Source organism: Ectobacillus panaciterrae DSM 19096 (assembly GCF_000430785.1).
GTDB classification, from domain to species: Bacteria; Bacillota; Bacilli; order Bacillales; family Bacillaceae_G; genus Ectobacillus; species Ectobacillus panaciterrae.
In genome coordinates, this window is record NZ_AUMR01000085.1 from 1 (window position 1) to 17,830 (window position 17,830).

15 protein-coding genes, 2 pseudogenes and 1 other annotated feature are annotated in these 17,830 nt (G+C 40.1%); of the genes and pseudogenes, 8 read left to right on the plus strand and 9 right to left on the minus strand.

Annotated elements, in window-relative coordinates:
* Window positions 1–452: 452 nt before the first annotated feature.
* Window positions 453–644, plus strand: coding sequence for a hypothetical protein (locus tag H540_RS0117660; protein ID WP_028401781.1), 192 nt, complete (start codon window positions 453–455; stop codon window positions 642–644).
* Between the two features lie 696 nt (window positions 645–1,340).
* Window positions 1,341–1,591, plus strand: a binding site (T-box leader).
* Window positions 1,592–1,925: 334 nt separating this feature from the next.
* On the plus strand, window positions 1,926–3,188 hold the full coding sequence (gene ilvA, locus H540_RS0117665; protein ID WP_028401782.1) for a threonine ammonia-lyase IlvA: 1,263 nt from the start codon (window positions 1,926–1,928) through the stop codon (window positions 3,186–3,188).
* A gap of 278 nt (window positions 3,189–3,466) precedes the next feature.
* On the opposite strand, the gene H540_RS30090 is transcribed toward ilvA, so the two are convergent.
* The 8 genes and pseudogenes from H540_RS30090 to H540_RS30095 form a co-directional block, all read right to left on the minus strand.
* Window positions 3,467–4,438 carry a bile acid:sodium symporter family protein gene (locus H540_RS30090; protein WP_051317167.1) on the minus strand — a complete coding sequence of 324 codons (972 nt, stop codon included), beginning with the start codon at window positions 4,436–4,438 and terminating at the stop codon, window positions 3,467–3,469.
* Between the two features lie 308 nt (window positions 4,439–4,746).
* Window positions 4,747–5,862 carry a Ger(x)C family spore germination protein gene (locus tag H540_RS0117675; protein WP_028401783.1) on the minus strand — a complete coding sequence of 372 codons (1,116 nt, stop codon included), beginning with the start codon at window positions 5,860–5,862 and terminating at the stop codon, window positions 4,747–4,749.
* Window positions 5,859–6,959: a GerAB/ArcD/ProY family transporter gene (locus H540_RS0117680; protein ID WP_028401784.1), complete on the minus strand. Its 1,101-nt coding sequence runs from the start codon at window positions 6,957–6,959 to the stop codon at window positions 5,859–5,861. Before H540_RS0117680 ends, H540_RS0117675 begins: the two co-directional genes overlap by 4 nt.
* Window positions 6,956–7,240, minus strand: a pseudogene (locus H540_RS32290) (spore germination protein); the annotation flags it as partial. The gene H540_RS0117680 and the pseudogene H540_RS32290, both read right to left, overlap by 4 nt.
* Before the next feature lie 715 nt (window positions 7,241–7,955).
* Window positions 7,956–8,270 carry a hypothetical protein gene (locus tag H540_RS0117690; RefSeq protein WP_051317168.1) on the minus strand — a complete coding sequence of 105 codons (315 nt, stop codon included), beginning with the start codon at window positions 8,268–8,270 and terminating at the stop codon, window positions 7,956–7,958.
* A gap of 154 nt (window positions 8,271–8,424) precedes the next feature.
* Window positions 8,425–9,342 carry a polyisoprenyl-teichoic acid--peptidoglycan teichoic acid transferase TagU gene (tagU, locus tag H540_RS0117695; protein WP_028401786.1) on the minus strand — a complete coding sequence of 306 codons (918 nt, stop codon included), beginning with the start codon at window positions 9,340–9,342 and terminating at the stop codon, window positions 8,425–8,427.
* Between the two features lie 148 nt (window positions 9,343–9,490).
* A complete protein-coding gene (locus tag H540_RS0117700; RefSeq protein ID WP_028401787.1) occupies window positions 9,491–10,111 on the minus strand; it encodes a sortase in 621 nt (206 codons plus the stop codon).
* Between the two features lie 11 nt (window positions 10,112–10,122).
* A complete protein-coding gene (locus tag H540_RS30095; RefSeq protein ID WP_051317169.1) occupies window positions 10,123–10,791 on the minus strand; it encodes a hypothetical protein in 669 nt (222 codons plus the stop codon).
* A 980-nt stretch (window positions 10,792–11,771) separates the two neighbouring features.
* Between H540_RS30095 and H540_RS0117710 the strand changes: the two genes are divergently transcribed.
* From H540_RS0117710 to H540_RS0117725, 4 genes are all read left to right on the plus strand, one after another.
* The gene (locus H540_RS0117710; protein ID WP_028401788.1) at window positions 11,772–12,179 is read left to right on the plus strand and encodes a VOC family protein; all 408 of its coding nucleotides are present in this window, start codon (window positions 11,772–11,774) and stop codon (window positions 12,177–12,179) included.
* A gap of 358 nt (window positions 12,180–12,537) precedes the next feature.
* Window positions 12,538–13,392, plus strand: coding sequence for a DnaD domain-containing protein (locus H540_RS0117715; RefSeq protein WP_028401789.1), 855 nt, complete (start codon window positions 12,538–12,540; stop codon window positions 13,390–13,392).
* Entirely contained in the window at window positions 13,389–14,675 is a 1,287-nt protein-coding gene (gene dnaB / locus H540_RS0117720) for a replicative DNA helicase (RefSeq protein WP_028401790.1), read from the plus strand. Before H540_RS0117715 ends, dnaB begins: the two co-directional genes overlap by 4 nt.
* Window positions 14,676–15,127: 452 nt before the next feature.
* The gene (locus H540_RS0117725) at window positions 15,128–15,904 is read left to right on the plus strand and encodes an MBL fold metallo-hydrolase (protein WP_028401791.1); all 777 of its coding nucleotides are present in this window, start codon (window positions 15,128–15,130) and stop codon (window positions 15,902–15,904) included.
* Window positions 15,905–16,241: 337 nt separating this feature from the next.
* On the opposite strand, the gene H540_RS0117730 is transcribed toward H540_RS0117725, so the two are convergent.
* The gene (locus H540_RS0117730; protein ID WP_028401792.1) at window positions 16,242–16,664 is read right to left on the minus strand and encodes a hypothetical protein; all 423 of its coding nucleotides are present in this window, start codon (window positions 16,662–16,664) and stop codon (window positions 16,242–16,244) included.
* Between the two features lie 182 nt (window positions 16,665–16,846).
* On the opposite strand from H540_RS0117730, the gene H540_RS0117735 reads away from it, so the two are divergent.
* Window positions 16,847–17,185, plus strand: a complete 339-nt coding sequence (locus tag H540_RS0117735) for a hypothetical protein (RefSeq protein WP_028401793.1) — start codon at window positions 16,847–16,849, stop codon at window positions 17,183–17,185.
* 357 nt (window positions 17,186–17,542) lie between these two features.
* Window positions 17,543–17,830, plus strand: a pseudogene (locus H540_RS0117740) (RNA-guided endonuclease InsQ/TnpB family protein); the annotation flags it as partial.

The window sequence follows — 17,830 nt, forward strand, 5'->3', positions numbered from 1 at the left end:
TGTGACCTGGCAATCATGTTCTTTCCTATTTAAGCAGTTTATTATCCAAATGGTGCATTTATTCTCCAAAGTATGCTGTTTATTATCCAAATTCCCTCTTTTATTATCCAAACCTTATTCCATGCATCTAAACGTTGAACCTATAAACCAGTTATATATAAATGATTTATAATTTCGACGTTTTCATTTGCTATTTCGAACAAAACGGCATTGGCACTTACTTCCTCCCTCTGGTTTACCCTTGCATGGGCCAATACAAGGGGTTGACCGCTTCTGCACGTCGCCGGATGCTCTCGCCCCACTATAAAAAGACGATTTTTTTATTCAGTTTTATATAGAACATCCCACATTCTTAGTAAGAAGTTAATTTCTGTACATATATTCCATATTTTAAGGCATTCTATAGTTATTTATGTAAATGGATAACAACACTTTACGATTAGGTGAGAATAGTGAAAATCATATATGTATTATCTTGGATTTTATTTATTACAGGTCTGGTTACATTTTTGGTCTTGGGCTATTTTATCAATCAATTTTGGAACTATATATTTTTACTTCTTCCCTTACTAGGGATGATTGGTTTCGCGGTAGTATTCTTCTTTGAGCTAAAAAAAGATTTATCTGCTAAGAAACAAAAATGATAAGCAATAATGACATATATACAAGTGAATAAAAAAACCGGCTTTTTATAGGGGAGAGAGATCATCCGGCGACGTGCAGAAGCGGTCAAACCTTTCGTTTCATGCAAGGGTAAACCAAAGAGAGGAAGCGAGTGCAGGCTTTGGTTCTGTATAGCAGTTCCTATGTCGAAATTATAAAACCTATATATAGGCTTCTTGTACGAGAACCGCTTTTTCATATGCCCTTACAAATTGTAATTTCAAAAATTATATTGACAAGAGGTGCAATGTATCAATATAATCAATTCAACAATTAATTTATCAGAACAATTTTTATTGAAAATGTATTTAAAATAAAAAATGTATTCAAAATAAATTTCGCGTTGAAGAGGAGAGTAGACAACGAAGTCCGTTTTAGAGAGCTGCCCCATGGCTGGAAGGGCGGTAACGAGCTCATTGTTGAAAATCACCTTGGAGCTGTGCTTGCGAAAAGAGAAATCTGAGTAGAAAGCGATGGATTCGTCTCCAATAAAATGACGGGAGTCTAACATTGGACTTACTAAGCCTATGTTTCGTGAGGAATATAGGAAAGCTGAGTGGTACCGCGATCCTCTCGCCTCAGCAATTGGCATCTACAAGTAGGTAGGAATCAATTGTTGAAGCGAGAGGTTTTTTATTTGTAAAGAAAACACAAAACATGATGAACAAAAGACAGTTGATATAGCGTTGAAGAGGAGAGTAGGCAATAAAGTACGTTTCAGAGAGCTGCCCCATTGGCTGGAAGGGTGGTAACGATCTCATTGTTGAAAATCACCTTGGAGCTGCGCTTGCGAACAGAGAAATCTGAGTAGAAAGCGCCGGATTCGTCTCCGATAAAACGACGAAAGTCTAACATTAGACTTACCAAGCCTATGTTTCGTGAGAGACATAGGGAAGCTGAGTGGTACCGCGATTCTCTCGCCTCAGCAATTGATATCTGCAAGTATGTAGAAATCGATTGTTGAAGCGAGAGAATTTTTTATTATTTCTACGCAGAAAATTCATAATATTAGACTATTCACTCATATCTTTTTTGATAAATCTTCATGTAAAGAATTTTTGTTTTTTCGCCTCAGCAATTGATTAGATAGACATTTATTAGAGTTTTGCTTGTTGAAATAGAAAATAACTTAAGCAGATAGGAGTGAAGATTGATGAAACAATGAAATAAATGAATTGAGTGTTAAAAATCCAAAAAGTAACCGAATAAAAATAGATACATGCAACTCGCAATTAAAAAACAATGATAAGGAATGATAAGGAATGGTTAATACAGTGATGGATAGAGTGAAGATTGAAGATATACTTGTAGCTTATAATCATTTAAAGGACATCATCAATCAGACACCTTTACAGAAAGAACCTATTTTGTCCAAGCGTTACGAATGTGATGTCTATGTAAAGCGAGAAGATTTACAGGTAGTACGCTCTTTTAAAATAAGAGGTGCTTATAATTTAATCCAGAGTTTATCAGATGAACAATTAAAAAATGGCGTTGTATGCGCAAGTGCCGGCAACCATGCGCAAGGAGTTGCTTATACGTGTAATTTATTAAAAATTCAGGCTAAAATATTTATGCCGACTACTACTCCAAGCCAGAAAGTGTCACAGGTTCGATTTTTTGGCGGTGAATTTGTTGAGATTATTCTAATTGGAGATACATTCGATAGTTCCTCTCAAGCAGCACAAAAGTATTGTAAAGAACATGATATGGCTTTTATTCATCCGTTTGATGACCCGTTTGTTATAGCTGGTCAAGGAACCGTTGCTGTTGAAATTTTAAATGATATAGATAAACCAGTTGATTACGTATTTTCAGCAATAGGAGGCGGCGGATTAGCTTCCGGAGTAGGTACCTACATAAAAGGTATCAGTCCTTCTACAAAAATGATTGGGGTTGAACCAGAGGGTGCTCCATCCATGAAACAAGCTTTTCTGCAAAATGATAATATTGCTTTAGATACGATAGATAGCTTTGTTGATGGTGCAGCTGTTAAACAAGTCGGAAAGTTAACTTTTGAAATTTGTAAGCAAGTTTTGGATGATATCGTATTAGTGCCTGAAGGAAAGATTTGTACTACCATTTTAGAATTATACAAACGAAATGCAATCGTCGCTGAGCCGGCTGGCGCTCTTTCGATTGCCGCACTCGATTTTTATAAAGAAGAAATCAAGGGGAAAACAGTCGTTTGTATGGTAAGCGGCGGCAATAATGACATTGACAGAATGCAAGAGATGAAGGAACGCTCCTTGATCTACGAAGGTCTAAAGCATTACTTTATCATCGAATTTCCACAGCGCTCAGGTGCACTAAGAGAATTTCTTAACAATGTTCTCGGACCAAATGATGATATTACCCGCTTTGAATATACGAAAAAGAATAATAAAGAGAATGGTCCAGCCCTTGTCGGAATTGAATTGAAAAACAAGGAAGATTATGAACCGTTAATCACTCAATTAAATAAACATAACATACATTATGTGGAATTAAACAAAGATCCAGTTTTGTTCCAAATGCTAATATAGGTCGAGGAAATGTTTTAATAAATGCAACTAAACAAATCGACATAAAAACGTTTCTTTTAGGGGGAAGAGAGCATCCGACTAAGCGTAGAAGCGGCCAAACCCTTTAAACAAACGTTTGATTAAATACCAAAAACGGCAGGTATCTTGCATACACCTGCCGTTTTTGGCTTCCTATATCAAACTAAACCGTACATCTGAACTATACCCGCTTTAGGAAGTTTCACTTTATATTTGTGGGCGTAAAACCACGATACCTTTAGGTTCGTGGTAGTTCACATCTACGTAGCAGCACTTTTATTTGTATGAATATGGTTGTTTGAATCGTAAAAATGATGAATGAGATATCCGTAAAATGAAGCAAGCAATTGCTGGAACAGCATTCCCAATACAACAGGTACTGCAGCTGCAGCTGGAAAATACGCAATCGCAATAACTGCCCCTGCGCTAATATTGCGCATCCCGGTGTTGAAAATCATGGCAACGGTTGTCTCACGGTCCCACCTGCAGTACTTTGCGGCTAACCATCCCAATAGATAACCTAGCGCGGCTTGCGCCAAACCAAATCCTGCAATCGATACCAGTTTCCCATTCACATGCTGCAGATAAGGGCCAATTACCCCGCTGTTGATCATAACGACTACGCCAAGGCCAATCTTCGAAAACGGAGCAAGGGTTGTTTCCAGCTTCCTCGCTTGCTTACCGGCAAAATGATTCACCAGCATTCCAAGCAGAGATGGAAATACGATCATCCACCAAAGCCCTTGCATCATGCCAAGCACATCCATGTGTATCTTAGCTCCTGCCAGTACCGACATGCTGTAGGGCACAATGAACGGAGAAAGCAGTGTATCGATCAAAATGATTGCCAACGTCAGCGGGATGTTGCCGCGATAGACGGACACCCAAATCACACTAGAAACCCCTGTCGGAATTACCATAGCCAAGACTAATCCTGTGACTGTGAATATATCATTATGAAACACCAAATGCCCCATTCCCCACGCCAGAAAAGGCATCGCCACATGAAGAATTAGCATCGATACGATCAATGGCAGGGGCTTGATCAGCACAGTCTTTAAATCCTTGAAATTCGAACGCAGGCTCCCGGCAAACGTCATAAATCCGAAAATCCAAGGTACGAGGAATGCGTACGAACCTAACCATTTGGACAACAGGACGCCAATCACAACACTGACGGGCGTGATGATAGGCATGATCTTGGTCAGGCGTTGATTCAAAACTTGCAGCATATTTGTACATCTCCTTCTTCTATATCCCCACTAAATCTCAACTTATAGTTATTAATGATACCACACTATAATAAATGTAGTAGTGTTCACCTTCTCACGCAAATCATTATTTTTCCACGAATGTGATTTACTGTAATGAACATAACAGTAAATGCTTTATTTCCATCAATTATATGCATATTTATATATTAGCTGTACTTAAACAAAATCACTTGCAAAACTTACAAACCTATAGAAAAAGAAATGAGGAAGCGTTCCTTCGGTAAAACAAAAGGCAAACGCATCTTCACGTTTGCCTTTCTTTTTATTTATTTAACTGCCCCCATGGATCGTGTTGTTACATCTACAGAAATATTGATAGTTGCTTCTCCTAGCGCTTTGCCCCAACGGTCCTGCACTTGCTCATAATGCTTGTTTTGATAGGCTCTGGCATATACCCCTAAGCCAATTGGATCAATTTTATGTTTTTGGATTTTCTTTATGAAATTGCCAAGTTGCATTTTCAGTTGTTTTTCTACCATCTGTTCTAGTTTATCGCTATTCTTTTTCATATTAAATGGAAATAGACGTTCCGATAATTCTATGTACATATTAACGTGAATATCGAATCTAAATTTATCATGACTATACCCAGTATGAATCTTTGTTTTTACGTTATGAGCATTAAAACTTAACATATTTCTTTCGATTGCGTTCTCTTCTTTCCCTTTCATAACAGGAAGGGTTAAGTAAAAATCGGACTTGTCCCCTTGCAGTATTTGTAACAAGGTAGTCTCCTGAGAATTAAGCGAAGCACTGTACGTTCCTTTCCTGTTTAACAGGGTACTGCCCGTCAGTATGACTTCTTTCCCCATTTTAATGCTGGGGATGGCGGGAGTGATGCCTTTATCAAACAGCTGCCGATGCAAGTTCTGCAGCGTTGTTTTTAGGGATTCTCCTCTTACATTTGAAGTATCGATTAGGGACCTTAAATATATCGAAGTGGTTGGTTTGTCTTTAGGATTAAAGTGCATAATCTCTGAGACAGGACCATCTACGATCATGATTCTAGAATTGACTGTAGCTTTAGCATCACGATAAGAGACATCCAATAAGGAAAGCCAATTTGGATCTTGAAGCAATCGTTTCCCGATAAGCAGAACCTGAAGCTTTGATCCGATGAACACACCAGTGCTGCGATCGTCGAATTCCCTTCTAGACTGCCGGATCGTTTTTGCCTTAACATCGAATCTTTCTGTTTTTTCTTTCACTTCTTTCCCGAATACAGGACTAGTTGCATAGAATACCAACTCATTTTCTTTGTTCAGATCCACACCAAATGCTAAGGTAAACGCTATATCCTCTAAGTATGGCGGTTGTACAATTCCTCTTGGAAGGATTAGTAGAGAAAACAGCAACAGCAGAAGTCCCATCAACCATTTCATTTGGCAGCCCTTCCTCGAATCCGTTCACGGATACTTAAGTAAATCCACAAAAATAAAGAAAAGATATATACGAAGGAAGATCCAAGTTTCGCGCCCCATTCTTGCAACAGGTCATTTTGATTAAAAGTAGGAGTGTCAAAATACGTGACCAGCACCAGCAACAGTAATAATAGGAGCAAATGTTTGCTGTGATCCTGTTTCCCGAACAGCCAACTCGAACAGAAAGTAGCACCATACATATAAGGCATCCAAGTCCTAGATAGCACCAACAAGTAAAACGCAAGAAAAATAATTTCCATTCGCTCTACAAATCGAAATTCCACTACTTTTAATATGCTTAATGTAGGTTCGTTAAATAGCGTAATTTCGTCTGGACTAAAAAAGATATAACAGGTAAGAGTTACAAATAAAAATACGAGCATTGATAATAAATTGGCGATGATAATGCCGATGGAAGCAGCTTGCTTCTTTTGTAAAAACGGGTATAGAAAAAACGCGATTTCGACGCCCAAAAAAGAATATATAGTAGATTGCGTAGCCAACAGCGCCTTCTTCATATCTTTGAACAAAGGGAGCAGGTGAATCCAGTGATGGCTTTCCCGCAAGGCAAACCAGTAAAAGAGAGGCATCCATAATATAAGGAAAAAAACGAGTTCTGCGTATCGGCCAATGATGCGAATCCCATTGCGAGCAATCGTATAAGTAGGGATAGCGAATAAAATCATGAGTACATAACCGGATACTCCCGGCACAATCCATACTTGAATAAAGAGGATTGACCGCTGAACAATAGTAAACGCAACAAAAGCGAAATACAAGGCCATGAAAAGGGCAATGGCTTTTCCTGCCCACTTTCCAAAATACTTTGTAAACAAATCAAATAGTGTTCCCTCTGGATATTTCTTCATGATTTGAATAATGATTAGGCTCCCTATAACAGATGTCATCCAGCCAAAGATGATAGGTATCCAGCCATCCATGCCTGCCTTTTCTGCCAAGATCCGCGGGAGCTGCAGGACACCGATCCCGAATTGTGCGCCATGTATTAAAAAAATATATTGCATTAAGGTAATTTCATTGTAAGCATACTTTTTCACTTTTCATCCCCCCGAGGATCATTGGAGCCTTGTTGCTTTGCTTGAATCGCTTTTGTGCTCAAAGGACGATGGTTCATTTTCCAGAGTGGAAAACGTAAAAAACTATCCTTCCAGTTGGAAAAATAGACTGGAGCAAATGGACTGCTATATGGAATGCCCAGCGATTCCTAAGAAATAAGATGCCCAATCAAAGTAATCAAACCAACCACAATACCTACAATCCCAAACAAAGATGCTAGCAACATCATAGGAAATCGCAATAACCGAATGGCTGAGCCCATATAAAGTGGATTTTTATTATCATTTCTTGTTTATGGAAATATAATGCATGTGCAGTTAAATTCAAATGACCTTCAACTCATTTATGAACCTTCTCCGCCAACAAAACTTTTTGCCATTAACATCTACCTAATTTCCACCATTCCACCAAATATATAACTGACTTATAGATTCAGCATACAGTTGAAGTTTGGATAGTAAATGGTCCAAGTTGGATAGTAAACGGTGCAAGTTGAGAGATGCAGCGTGAAATGTTGAAGAAACTAGTCAGTTATATATAGGTTTGTTGAGATTAATATCAAAATAACAAGTCCGTACTGTTAGTTGAACAGGTCTATCTTTACTGTAACCTCTGAGCGAAAAATGCAATTGCTCAAGATAAGTAGAATTATAGGGAAAACATAGCTTATCCTTGCTGAAACATGACGAAAAAAGCAAGGAAAGGGCAGGAAATGGCAAGGAAATCCCTCAAGCCTTCCTGTTAGCTCCGGTAAGGAATCCCATTTTCACAATATAAATTTAAAAACTGGAGCAATACCCTGCTCATTACATGAGGGCATCCCATAGGTCACTTCTTGACATGAAACTTCTCTCTCCCTGGGAATCCCTAGACTTTGATAGGAAGAAAACCGAAAACCCGATATTCCTGCACCGAGGAAACATCGGGTTTTGTTGTATGATACTTTAAGTCACTCATATATAGTTGTATGCAGAGTTTCACCGATCGTAACCGACTCCAACTACCTTATAGTTGTCTTTATAGTCTACTGTAACTGATACCTTTTTATTTTTGTTCCCTGCAATATGACCATAAACAAAAACTGCATCTGCTCCTGTTATAGGAGAGATTTTCACTTCATCCACCTCAACTTTCCATCTCTTCTCTGTTTTAAAGTATTGCACCGCAACCTTTTCGGCTTTTGTTTGAATTTCTTGTTCTGCTGCTTTCTGTTTCGTCTGGCAGCCTTCTACACTCAAGACTAAAAATATTAATAGGGGGGCTGCGAAAGTCCATAAGGTTCTTTTCTTCAAAATTTTTCCTCCATAGTTTAATTTCTTCTAATACTAAAAGGCCAATTTTCTTATCCCTTCTATATTTCAGGAAGGGGTAAACCATAGAGAGGGAGCGAGCGCAGTTTCCTTTTTGTTCTACGTGGCAAACGCCTCTTCACGTTTGCCTTTCTTTCTACTGTGCCGGCAGCTCCAAATGCTCACGCAGCTTCTTGGATATATTTTGGCGCACCGCTTCATCTACTACCTCGTAGTAAATCCTATTTATTCTTGTACCTTTTCCCTCAATTTGAATCTCTTCTATATTACTCTGACACCCCCGATAATTTTGCGGAATTTCTATGATATCTTTTTGCGTAAAGCTCGTCTTCACGTTCTTTTCCAGCGCGCTTAAAATACGAGTGTAGTTCCCGAGGGAAGAGGGATCGGTGCCTTTCTTCATGACAGCCTGCATAACTTGCCGCTGCCGCATCTGCCGGCCGAAATCGCCGCGCGGATCTAGCTTTCTCATCCGTACGTACACAAGCGCCTCCGTACCGTTTAGATGAATGTTCCCCTTCGCAAAGTGAACACCTTCATCTGTAAAATCGAGATCATTATTCACATCCAGCCCGCCGACTGCATCGACAATCTCTTTAAAACCTTCCATATTAATTTCAACATAGTGATCGACTGGCACATTTAAAAACTTTTCTACTGTATTCACCGTCATATCAATCCCGCCAAATGCGTACGCATGATTGATTTTATCCTTTTTTCCTTTTCCGACAATCTCCGTATACGTATCGCGCGGAATCCCCACAATCTTCATGGAATTCGTCTTTGGATTCAATGTAAGAAGCATAAGCGTATCGGAACGGCCCTGATCGCCCCCCTGTTTATCTACGCCCATAACTAAAATGGACATAGGATCCTTCTTCTCAAGCTTTACCTCTTCCTCCCTTTGAGAGGGCACCTCTCGCTTCAAAGGCTGATGTATCTTCTCTAGCGGCTGCGAAACATTCGAGTACACATTATATGCGTAAACCCCTGCACCAACGAGCAAAACACCTGCTAGTATTCCTAAACTCCAAAACAATACTTTTCTTTTCATAATAACAGCCTTTCTTACAAACAATATATATCCATAGCATACCCAAAACACGTGACATACATATGCCTGACAAGCAACATTCTCGCTGCAGGATGATATAAAGGCATAGAAAAAAGCCCCCGCCTGTCTGACAAGCGGAGACTTCCCTTTATTTCTTTGCCGTATTCGGCTGAGACACCAGCTTCGTATACACAATCAAACGATCCTGCGCATCTCCAGTATAATCGGACGGATAACGCGTCGTCAGCGTCAGCGTCTCATAATCTGTCGGAGCAATACTATTTTCATCATTCGCATGTGTTGTCTTAAAGTCCGTCGCCTCGTAAACAAACTCTCCGTAAGGCGTAGTAAAGCTAATCCTATCGCCCTTCTTCAAGTTCTCCAGCTTACGGAATGCCGTATCGCGGTAGCCGCTCAGCACAACATTCCCGCTCTGACCAGGCAGTGTGCTTCCCGCAAAGTGACCGACACCTTGCTTCAGCTCTTCATCATGCGTGCCTTGCACAACCGGCCAGCTCGCGTCTAAAGATGTAATCTTCAAATCACCAAGCTTCTCGCCCGGCGCTGGCAGCTTCGACCATAGCTGTTCTTGCTCAAACTCCCGATTCGGTTTTTCCGGCTCATACGGCTTTATAACCGTATAAGCCAATAAAACGGTTTGCTTTGTCATATCCCACCCAAAATACGCTACAACGCCTGCACCCAATAACATAAGAGAAATGGGGATTCCAAGAATTACCCATCTCCATTTGCTTTTACGCTTTTTCATATGTAAGAAGCTTACGCCTCGTCTTGAGATTCATTGTCTGACGATTGGCCATTTGGCATTGGAACGAACTTACCAGACTTATCCAACTCCTTCTTGGCTTGTACAGCTGTCTTCAAAGCTTTCGTCATATCTCTAAGGCCATCTCGTGTGAAATAATCGATTTTCGGATCGATAGTCGCTAATAGCTTACCGTTCAAATCCTTTAACTGGATCTTCAAATTGGAATTGAACTTATAATTTACTACATCACTGAGGTTGCCCTTATCATCCACGAACGTAATCTTCAAATGAGCAAGCTGCGCACTCTCAAGGAACAAGCGCACCGCTTCCGCCTTCTGCGCATTCGTTAACTGCTTTACATCCTTTGCGCTTCCCAAAATCTTCTGAACACGCTCCGCATTCGCAAGAATCTCCTTAAACTCTCGATCAGTCAAATTCACTGATTGAACATACGCATACAAATAATCCACCTGGTCCACATGCAATGCTTCTAAGGCTTGTACTAACTTCTGGGCAGCTTTGTCTTTCTCTTTGTTGTTCTCTTTGTTGTTCTCTTTCTCTTTTTCTTTCACTTTCTCTGTTTCTGACTTCGCTTGTGCAAAAGAAGGTACAAATGCTGTTACCCCTACACTAACAGCCGTAGCCAGCGCACATGCTTGAGCCATGTTTTTTAATTTCATATGAAACATCTCCTCTTGTTGGAATTTTTTGCAACATTTGTATTATACAATATAAATACCTTCATAAAAATACAAAATTGTGAATTTTTTACTATAATGTAATATTAATCTCCGAGCAAAGCCTCTTCATATACTTCAAACAGAAACATATCGTTCATCTTCAATATTTCAAAGACTCCTAGAGAAAGACGGAAAATCCCTACAAGAAAACAGCGCACAGCCCTCTATGAAGTTAGTATATTTATATTACTTTGACAGTTCAGTGAAACAGTTATGTGACAAATACAGCAAGACAAAATGATATATAAATGGATGAAGCGGTTTTCTCCAATCCATATCTCTGATGTCTCTTCAAGGGATGAGGAATTTAACCGGTCTTGACTGTTATTTATACATCCACTCTACTTATAAATTCTTTTAGGAAAAAAGAAGGATTTATATGCTCTGAAACCGAATTCACATAAAAAGAAAACGCTTTCAATACAATCATTAAAATCTAAGTAGGATGAAAGGGTGGAGAGAATATGGAAATGTTCCGCGGTTCATTATATGGCTTATTATTTGTTACCCCATTCTGGTTGCTGGTAATTCTACTTATGCGATATTTAATGATGTAATACGGAATAGGAACCTTAGTGTTTTCCTACCAATAATTACTTTCGATAAGATAAGCTGACTTAGGTTAATAAGAAGAGGGTGTCCACTTTTGGACACCCTCTTTTATTCAAACTAATAAATCTCCCTGATCCCAACCACGTTGATAAGCAGCCCTCAAAAAAGGCGTAACCTTCATATCTATATCATACTAAGAATAGAATAATTATAATGTTATGTGGCATATATATAGTCTAGTTAACCTAACTATAAGTAATAAGAAACCCATATCAGTAACACTTGAATGCTTTTCCTCTAACATTCAAGTGTTACTAATATGTGTCAATACATTTCTGTATAATCCCTGTTTAAAAGGAGATGAGTGAATGAGGTTGAATCATTTGAATCTATGTGTTGATGATTTATCAGAAGCTAGACATTTCTTTGAAACATTTTTTGATTTTCAATTTTTAGAACAAAAAGGAAAAGCTCTTGTAGTTATGAGTGATGAGAACGGATTTATTCTCGTGTTAAGTGATCCAAAAGCATTTAAGGGGGAAAAGGACGTTAGCTATCCTGAAGCTTTTCATATTGGTTTTTTGGTCGAAACTTCAAGTGAAGTTGATCAAACATATGATCGTTTAGTAGCTGGTGGCATTGAAATAGACAAGGAACCTTACACAATGAGAGGTAGTAGTTATGGTTTTTATTTCACAGTATTTAACGGTTTATTAATTGAAGTTTCTTGCCTAGACTATAGAGATGGTAAAAAAGTTTCAAAACTCAATTTTTGATCCTCTCTCATAAAGTAAGTTTAGTTACTATCTATCATAAGAGAAGGTATTAACATCAGAAATCAAGCGGCTCAAATCTGACTTATCAAACACAATAAAATGCTTTACAAGCCCCTCCCAAGCCCCTATCAAATAATAAATCATTAAAGATCTAAAGAAATAAAAGAACTACTACTAGTATTAAGATCTTTAAAAAACTAAAAAATAAAAAACTACTACAAGAACGTATTTAAAACATCTTGTAGTAATTTTTTTTAAAATCATAAAATTCTTTGACCAATTTCACCCCTTTGCCCTTTATATCTATTTGGGAAGCGGCGACAAGACCTGCGCCGCAAGAAAGATAGGGGGAATATTGATGGCAGTGTACCGCAATATACAGATCGGATTTTGGCAGGATGATTTTATATTGGACTTGACGCCGGAGGAGCGGTACTTTTATTTGTATTTGCTTACATGCTCCAAAACGACGCAATGCGGCATTTATCAGTTCCCGATGCGTTTAGTGGAAGCAGAAACCGGCTATAAACAAGATGCTATCGAGGAGCTGCTGGAGCGATTCATCCAGTACGGGAAAATTGTATACGATGCAAAAACACAGGAATTGTACATACAAAATTGGGTGCGCTACAACCGCATCACGAACAAAAATATCGAAAAATGCGTGCTGCGTGAGCTGAAGGCCGTGAAAAGCAAAGAGCTTGTACATATGTTTCTTCAAAAATGCTTGGAGGAAGAATTGAACATACCGCTGCTGCTGGAGTATTTCGGCATGCCGGAGGAAGAGGCAGATCCTCTCCCGACAGAAATAGCGGAAATGCCGGAAGCGAAGGAAGAAATCGCTCCTGCCGGCAAGAACGTATTCGCCTTTTACGAGCAAAACTTCGGAATATTATCGCCGTACACGGCAGAAGAATTGGCGGGATGGGTCGAGGATTTATCAGAAGAGCTTGTAATGAAAGCGTTGAAAATCGCACATGAACAAGGGAAGCGTACGCTTGCTTATGTGAAGGGAATTTTACGGGATTGGCACGGAAAAGGGTATACGACGCTTCGAGAGGTGGAGGAAGCGACAGCGAAGTTCCGAAAGAAGGAGCCCCCTGTTGACGATGAAGCTGATAAGCTGCGCGCTGAGTGCGAAGAGTGGGCAAAAAGCGTACCGTCTGAAGAAGAACTCCAGAAGTTCTTGCAGGAAAGCGGGTGGCGTCCATGAGCATTCAAAACTTGGAGGCGGAGCGTACGGTTTTAGGTTCCTTACTGCTTGATGGGGAATTGATGAAGGAGTGCCGGCTGACTGAAGAGCACTTCTCTGCCGCTGCACACAGAGCATTATTCAAGCTGATGCGCCAAATCGATGAAGACGGGGAGCCGCTTGACCTGATCACCCTTGTTTCCAAAATCGATGCTTCATTCCTGGAACAAATCGGAGGCATTGTGTACTTTGTGAACATCATGGAATGCGTCCCTACCACTGCCAACTTCGCACATTATGAGGGGCTTGTCCGAAACGCATGGAAAATGCGCCATGCGATTCAGATGGCGCAAAGTATGAATGAACAACTGCTTACAGAAAAGAACGAAAAAATCATCAACAAGACGATCTCAGCGCTGAGCGAGCTGGATGATACTGCCGCAGTTGATTTTGATTTAAATGACGCCTTAATCCGTGTGTTTGAAGACCTCAATCACGACACAGGAGAGCTAACGGGCATTGATACAGGATTTCAGAACTTGAATCAAATCACCTGCGGCCTGCAGGAAGAAGAATTCATCGTAATTGGCGCAAGACCTTCCATGGGAAAAACAGCCTTTGCCTTGAACCTCGCCCTTCATGCGGCGAAATCAGGCGCGGCCGTCGGCTTATTTTCACTGGAAATGAGTGAAAAACAGCTGCTTAAGCGAATGATTTCCTGCGTAGGAAATGTATCGGGAAGGAAGCTGAAAAATCCAAAGCGCTGCTTTTCCATAGAAGATTGGCAGCAAACAAGCCAAGCACTTGCGGACATCGGTACGCTGCCGCTGGAAATCTATGATAGGGCCGGCATCACGACACAGGACATTTGGATGCAGGTACGCAAGCTGAAACGAAAACATCCAGGGAAAAAACTGTTGGTTGTTATTGACTACCTGCAGCTCATCACAGGCGACCCGAAATACAGAGGGAATCGTATGCAAGAAATAGGGGAGATTTCCCGCAAACTGAAGCTGATGGCACGCGATTTGAATGTGTGCGTAGTGGCGCTCTCACAGTTGTCCCGGGGTGTGGAGTCACGCCAGGACAAACGCCCGCTTTTATCCGACCTGCGGGAGACAGGACAGATCGAGCAAGATGCGGATGTGATTATGCTGATGTATCGAGAAGATTATTATGATAAGGAGACGGCGAACAAGGATGTTACGGAGATTCATGTGGCAAAGCAGCGGAACGGGCCGGTCGGGGTTGTGAAGCTGCGATTTTTGAAGGAGTACGGAAGATTTGCGGCAGGGAAGAAATGAGAGGCTGTTGGATTTCAAATAAATATCTAAACTTCTTGTGATCAACTTTGTGTCCCTCATCTTCTTCATAGAAATATAACCTTATGATTTTCTGAATTCCTCTGTGTAAAATAGCAAAATCATCTAACTCTATTTGCACCTGAACCTCCTACTATAACAGAACGTAAATTGAAATATATTGTTATTTGGTATATTTTAGCTTCCTTGAATCGGCCTCCATACCATGAAATTTACATTTTATTGTATAATAAAGAGAGCACCAACAGCTTTTCTTTTTTGAAGGATAGGACTTGGGTGGGACGCAATTTCTTCTCCTTTCTCTTCTAACGGAGGAAAATGCCTCGCTGCTAGTTATGGAAGCTGTCCGTTACATTCAAACAGGAAATCTTTCAATGGAAAATATATGGTAGCGAAGCTAGACCATAAAAAGATGACAAAGAGGAGAATTTTTCATGACACAGCTGCAATTTTTAGGAACGAGTGATGCGAAAGGAGTTCCACGCATTCTTTGCGGCTGCTCCGTCTGTCAAGAAAAGAAAGCAGTAAACATTCGCACTCGCCCCAGCCTTGCTATTCGTCTAAAACAGGAAACAATTTTTATTGACCTATCGCCTGATTTTCGTACGCAATGTTTGCGTTTTTTAAACAAAAAAATAGCATCCGCTGTATTGCTGACACACGCACACAATGATCATATTTCAGGACTGGGGGACTATGCCGACTTACTGTTTGGTCAAAAGAAACAGGGAGCCATTATTAGCCCCTCCGATATAATTGACACTGTTCAAAATCGCTATCCATATTTGAAGAATCGTCCGCTTCTTCAGTTTGCAGGAGAATCAGAATGGGAGATTGGCCCGTACAAGGTTACGTTTCACAGGGTGAACCATGGTTTTAATGGTTATTCATACGGTATCAAATTTACAGGTCATGATTATACTTGGGCGTATGTTTCAGATGCTATTAACTTAAGCCAGCAAGAAATCAAACCTTTTATTGGATTGGATTTGCTTATTATCGGAACATCCTTTTGGGATGAAAAGGCACCAATGCACACGCGTTCTGTCTACAGTGTGAAAGAGATATTGGAAATTGACAAAGTTTTACAGGCGAAAACTATCATTTTCACCCATTTGTCACACGATATAGATGTCGAAAAGAGAAAAAAAGAAATTCCTGCTCATACGATGTTTGCTTATGATGGAATGGAATATAATCTCCCTGTCTGATGTGCATTTGGTGACTTTTTGAACAAAACAAGAGGATCCTTTTTCAGATAACGTTTTGTTTGCAAAATAGTGACATATAGCTTTAAGGAATGATGTAGTTTTAGAAAGAAAAGATGTAATTCTTCCGAAAGAAGAATATTCATAAAAAAACGCCATCCTTTCTTTGCGTTATACAGAAAGAATAGCGTATGCTTTTCGTTTTGGGTTATTGAGGGACTGTCCCGGTACCACAAAAAAACAGGATGGCAAGGGACACCCCGCCATCCTGTTTCTTTGCTTATTCCAGCCCTATTACCACTGTAAAAGTAAAATCTGCTCAGGCTTTCCGTTTTTTGCTTTACTCATTAGGTTTTGATTGATCGTGTGCCACCGCCAAGGTTGTTGAGACTGCTCTGGAGTTGCCGGCTGTATCAGTAATCGTATACGTAATTGTGTATACGCGTCCCGTTCCTCCGCCTGACCGCTCCGCCCGTAAATCGAACTCGAAGTCCGCCGTACCGTATGCGGCATTTTGAATATCCTGCGCCGTATTGCCGTCTCCAGGCCCATCAGGAAGCTCATTGCTCGTGATCGACGTCAATACGATTGATTGCATGCCAGAAAGTGAGTCCTGCCATTCCGGCGTCACTTTTACCGTCACCATTTTATGATTCGGCGGCCAAAGCGATGCTTGGTTTAACTTAAGTGTCAATTCCGGCGCCGTTTTATCAATCTTTATTTGAATTGTCTTCGTATCCTCCGTATTGCCAGCTTTATCCACACTGCGGTATTCAATGTTGTGAATACCTTATGATTTTCTGAATTCCTCTGTGTAAAATAGCAAAATCACCTAGAGAAAACTGCAAAAACTGCTCTATTTTTTTTTTTTTGAATTTTTTACCATTTTGTTAGATGATGCTATGATGAATTCGCATTCCACTATGAGAGGGTAAGGTGAAGCGAATGAAGCAAAAAAGTTCTGTGCAAATTGAATGTCCGCAAGGTTTCAAGGAACTGTATGAACTGGAACAGATTATAACGAAAAGGTCGGATCCCAAGACAGGAATTGCCGCATTCTCGTATTGGAATAAGGATGCGTTCTTAATTGTAGTACTGTATGCGGTTGAGTTGGACGCAGTGCGAAATGTGTATCGGGTGGATTATGAAATCCAGGCATACCAGTTGACTCATAGAGAACAGCTGGATGGATTTTTGCGTAAAGTGAAAAATACGATGGATTTCTTGTTGGTATTCGGAAAGAATGGTGGGACAGTGGCGGTTGTAGAGCCACAGCAAATTTAAACAAACGTTTGATTAGATTAAGAGCAATGCAGGAAATTATCATGCAAGTTGGAAAATCAGTAAAACAAGCACGGGGAATAAAAAAATAAGAGAAGCAGTCAAATAAGATTTGGTTGCTTCTCTTTCTTTCCCTTATAATGTGTATCTTTTTACAATAATCATATTTTATCATAAATTAGGCGAGAATACCCCACTTCAAGCGTGTGAATGGTGTGTAACGGTAAGTGGGGGATGAATCGCCTTCGCACAAGAGATAGGCACGTTCCATCTCCATTGTCCAAAATGTAAAAATTTTGCAAATATATAGAACGTATGTTTTGTTTGTGGTAAAATGAGGAATATACAGGGGGTGAATCTATGATTCGAGCGAAACGAGTCTATTTCCAAACCTCAAAGATAAATCTGCAGCGATTGTTTGACTGCAACTGCGAGTCCGCCAAAGTATGGAATGATTGTTTGCGTCACGCAAAGGCGTATCATTTGCAACATAATGGGAAATGGATCAACAAGTCTGCCCTCCAAGCACTGACAAAAGGAAACTACCACTTACATTCTCAAAGCATACAAGCTGTATTCGAAAAGTACTTGTTCGCCAGAGATGCCACAAGAGCTGCCCTCCTAAAAGGAATCAAAACCGCCAAATAT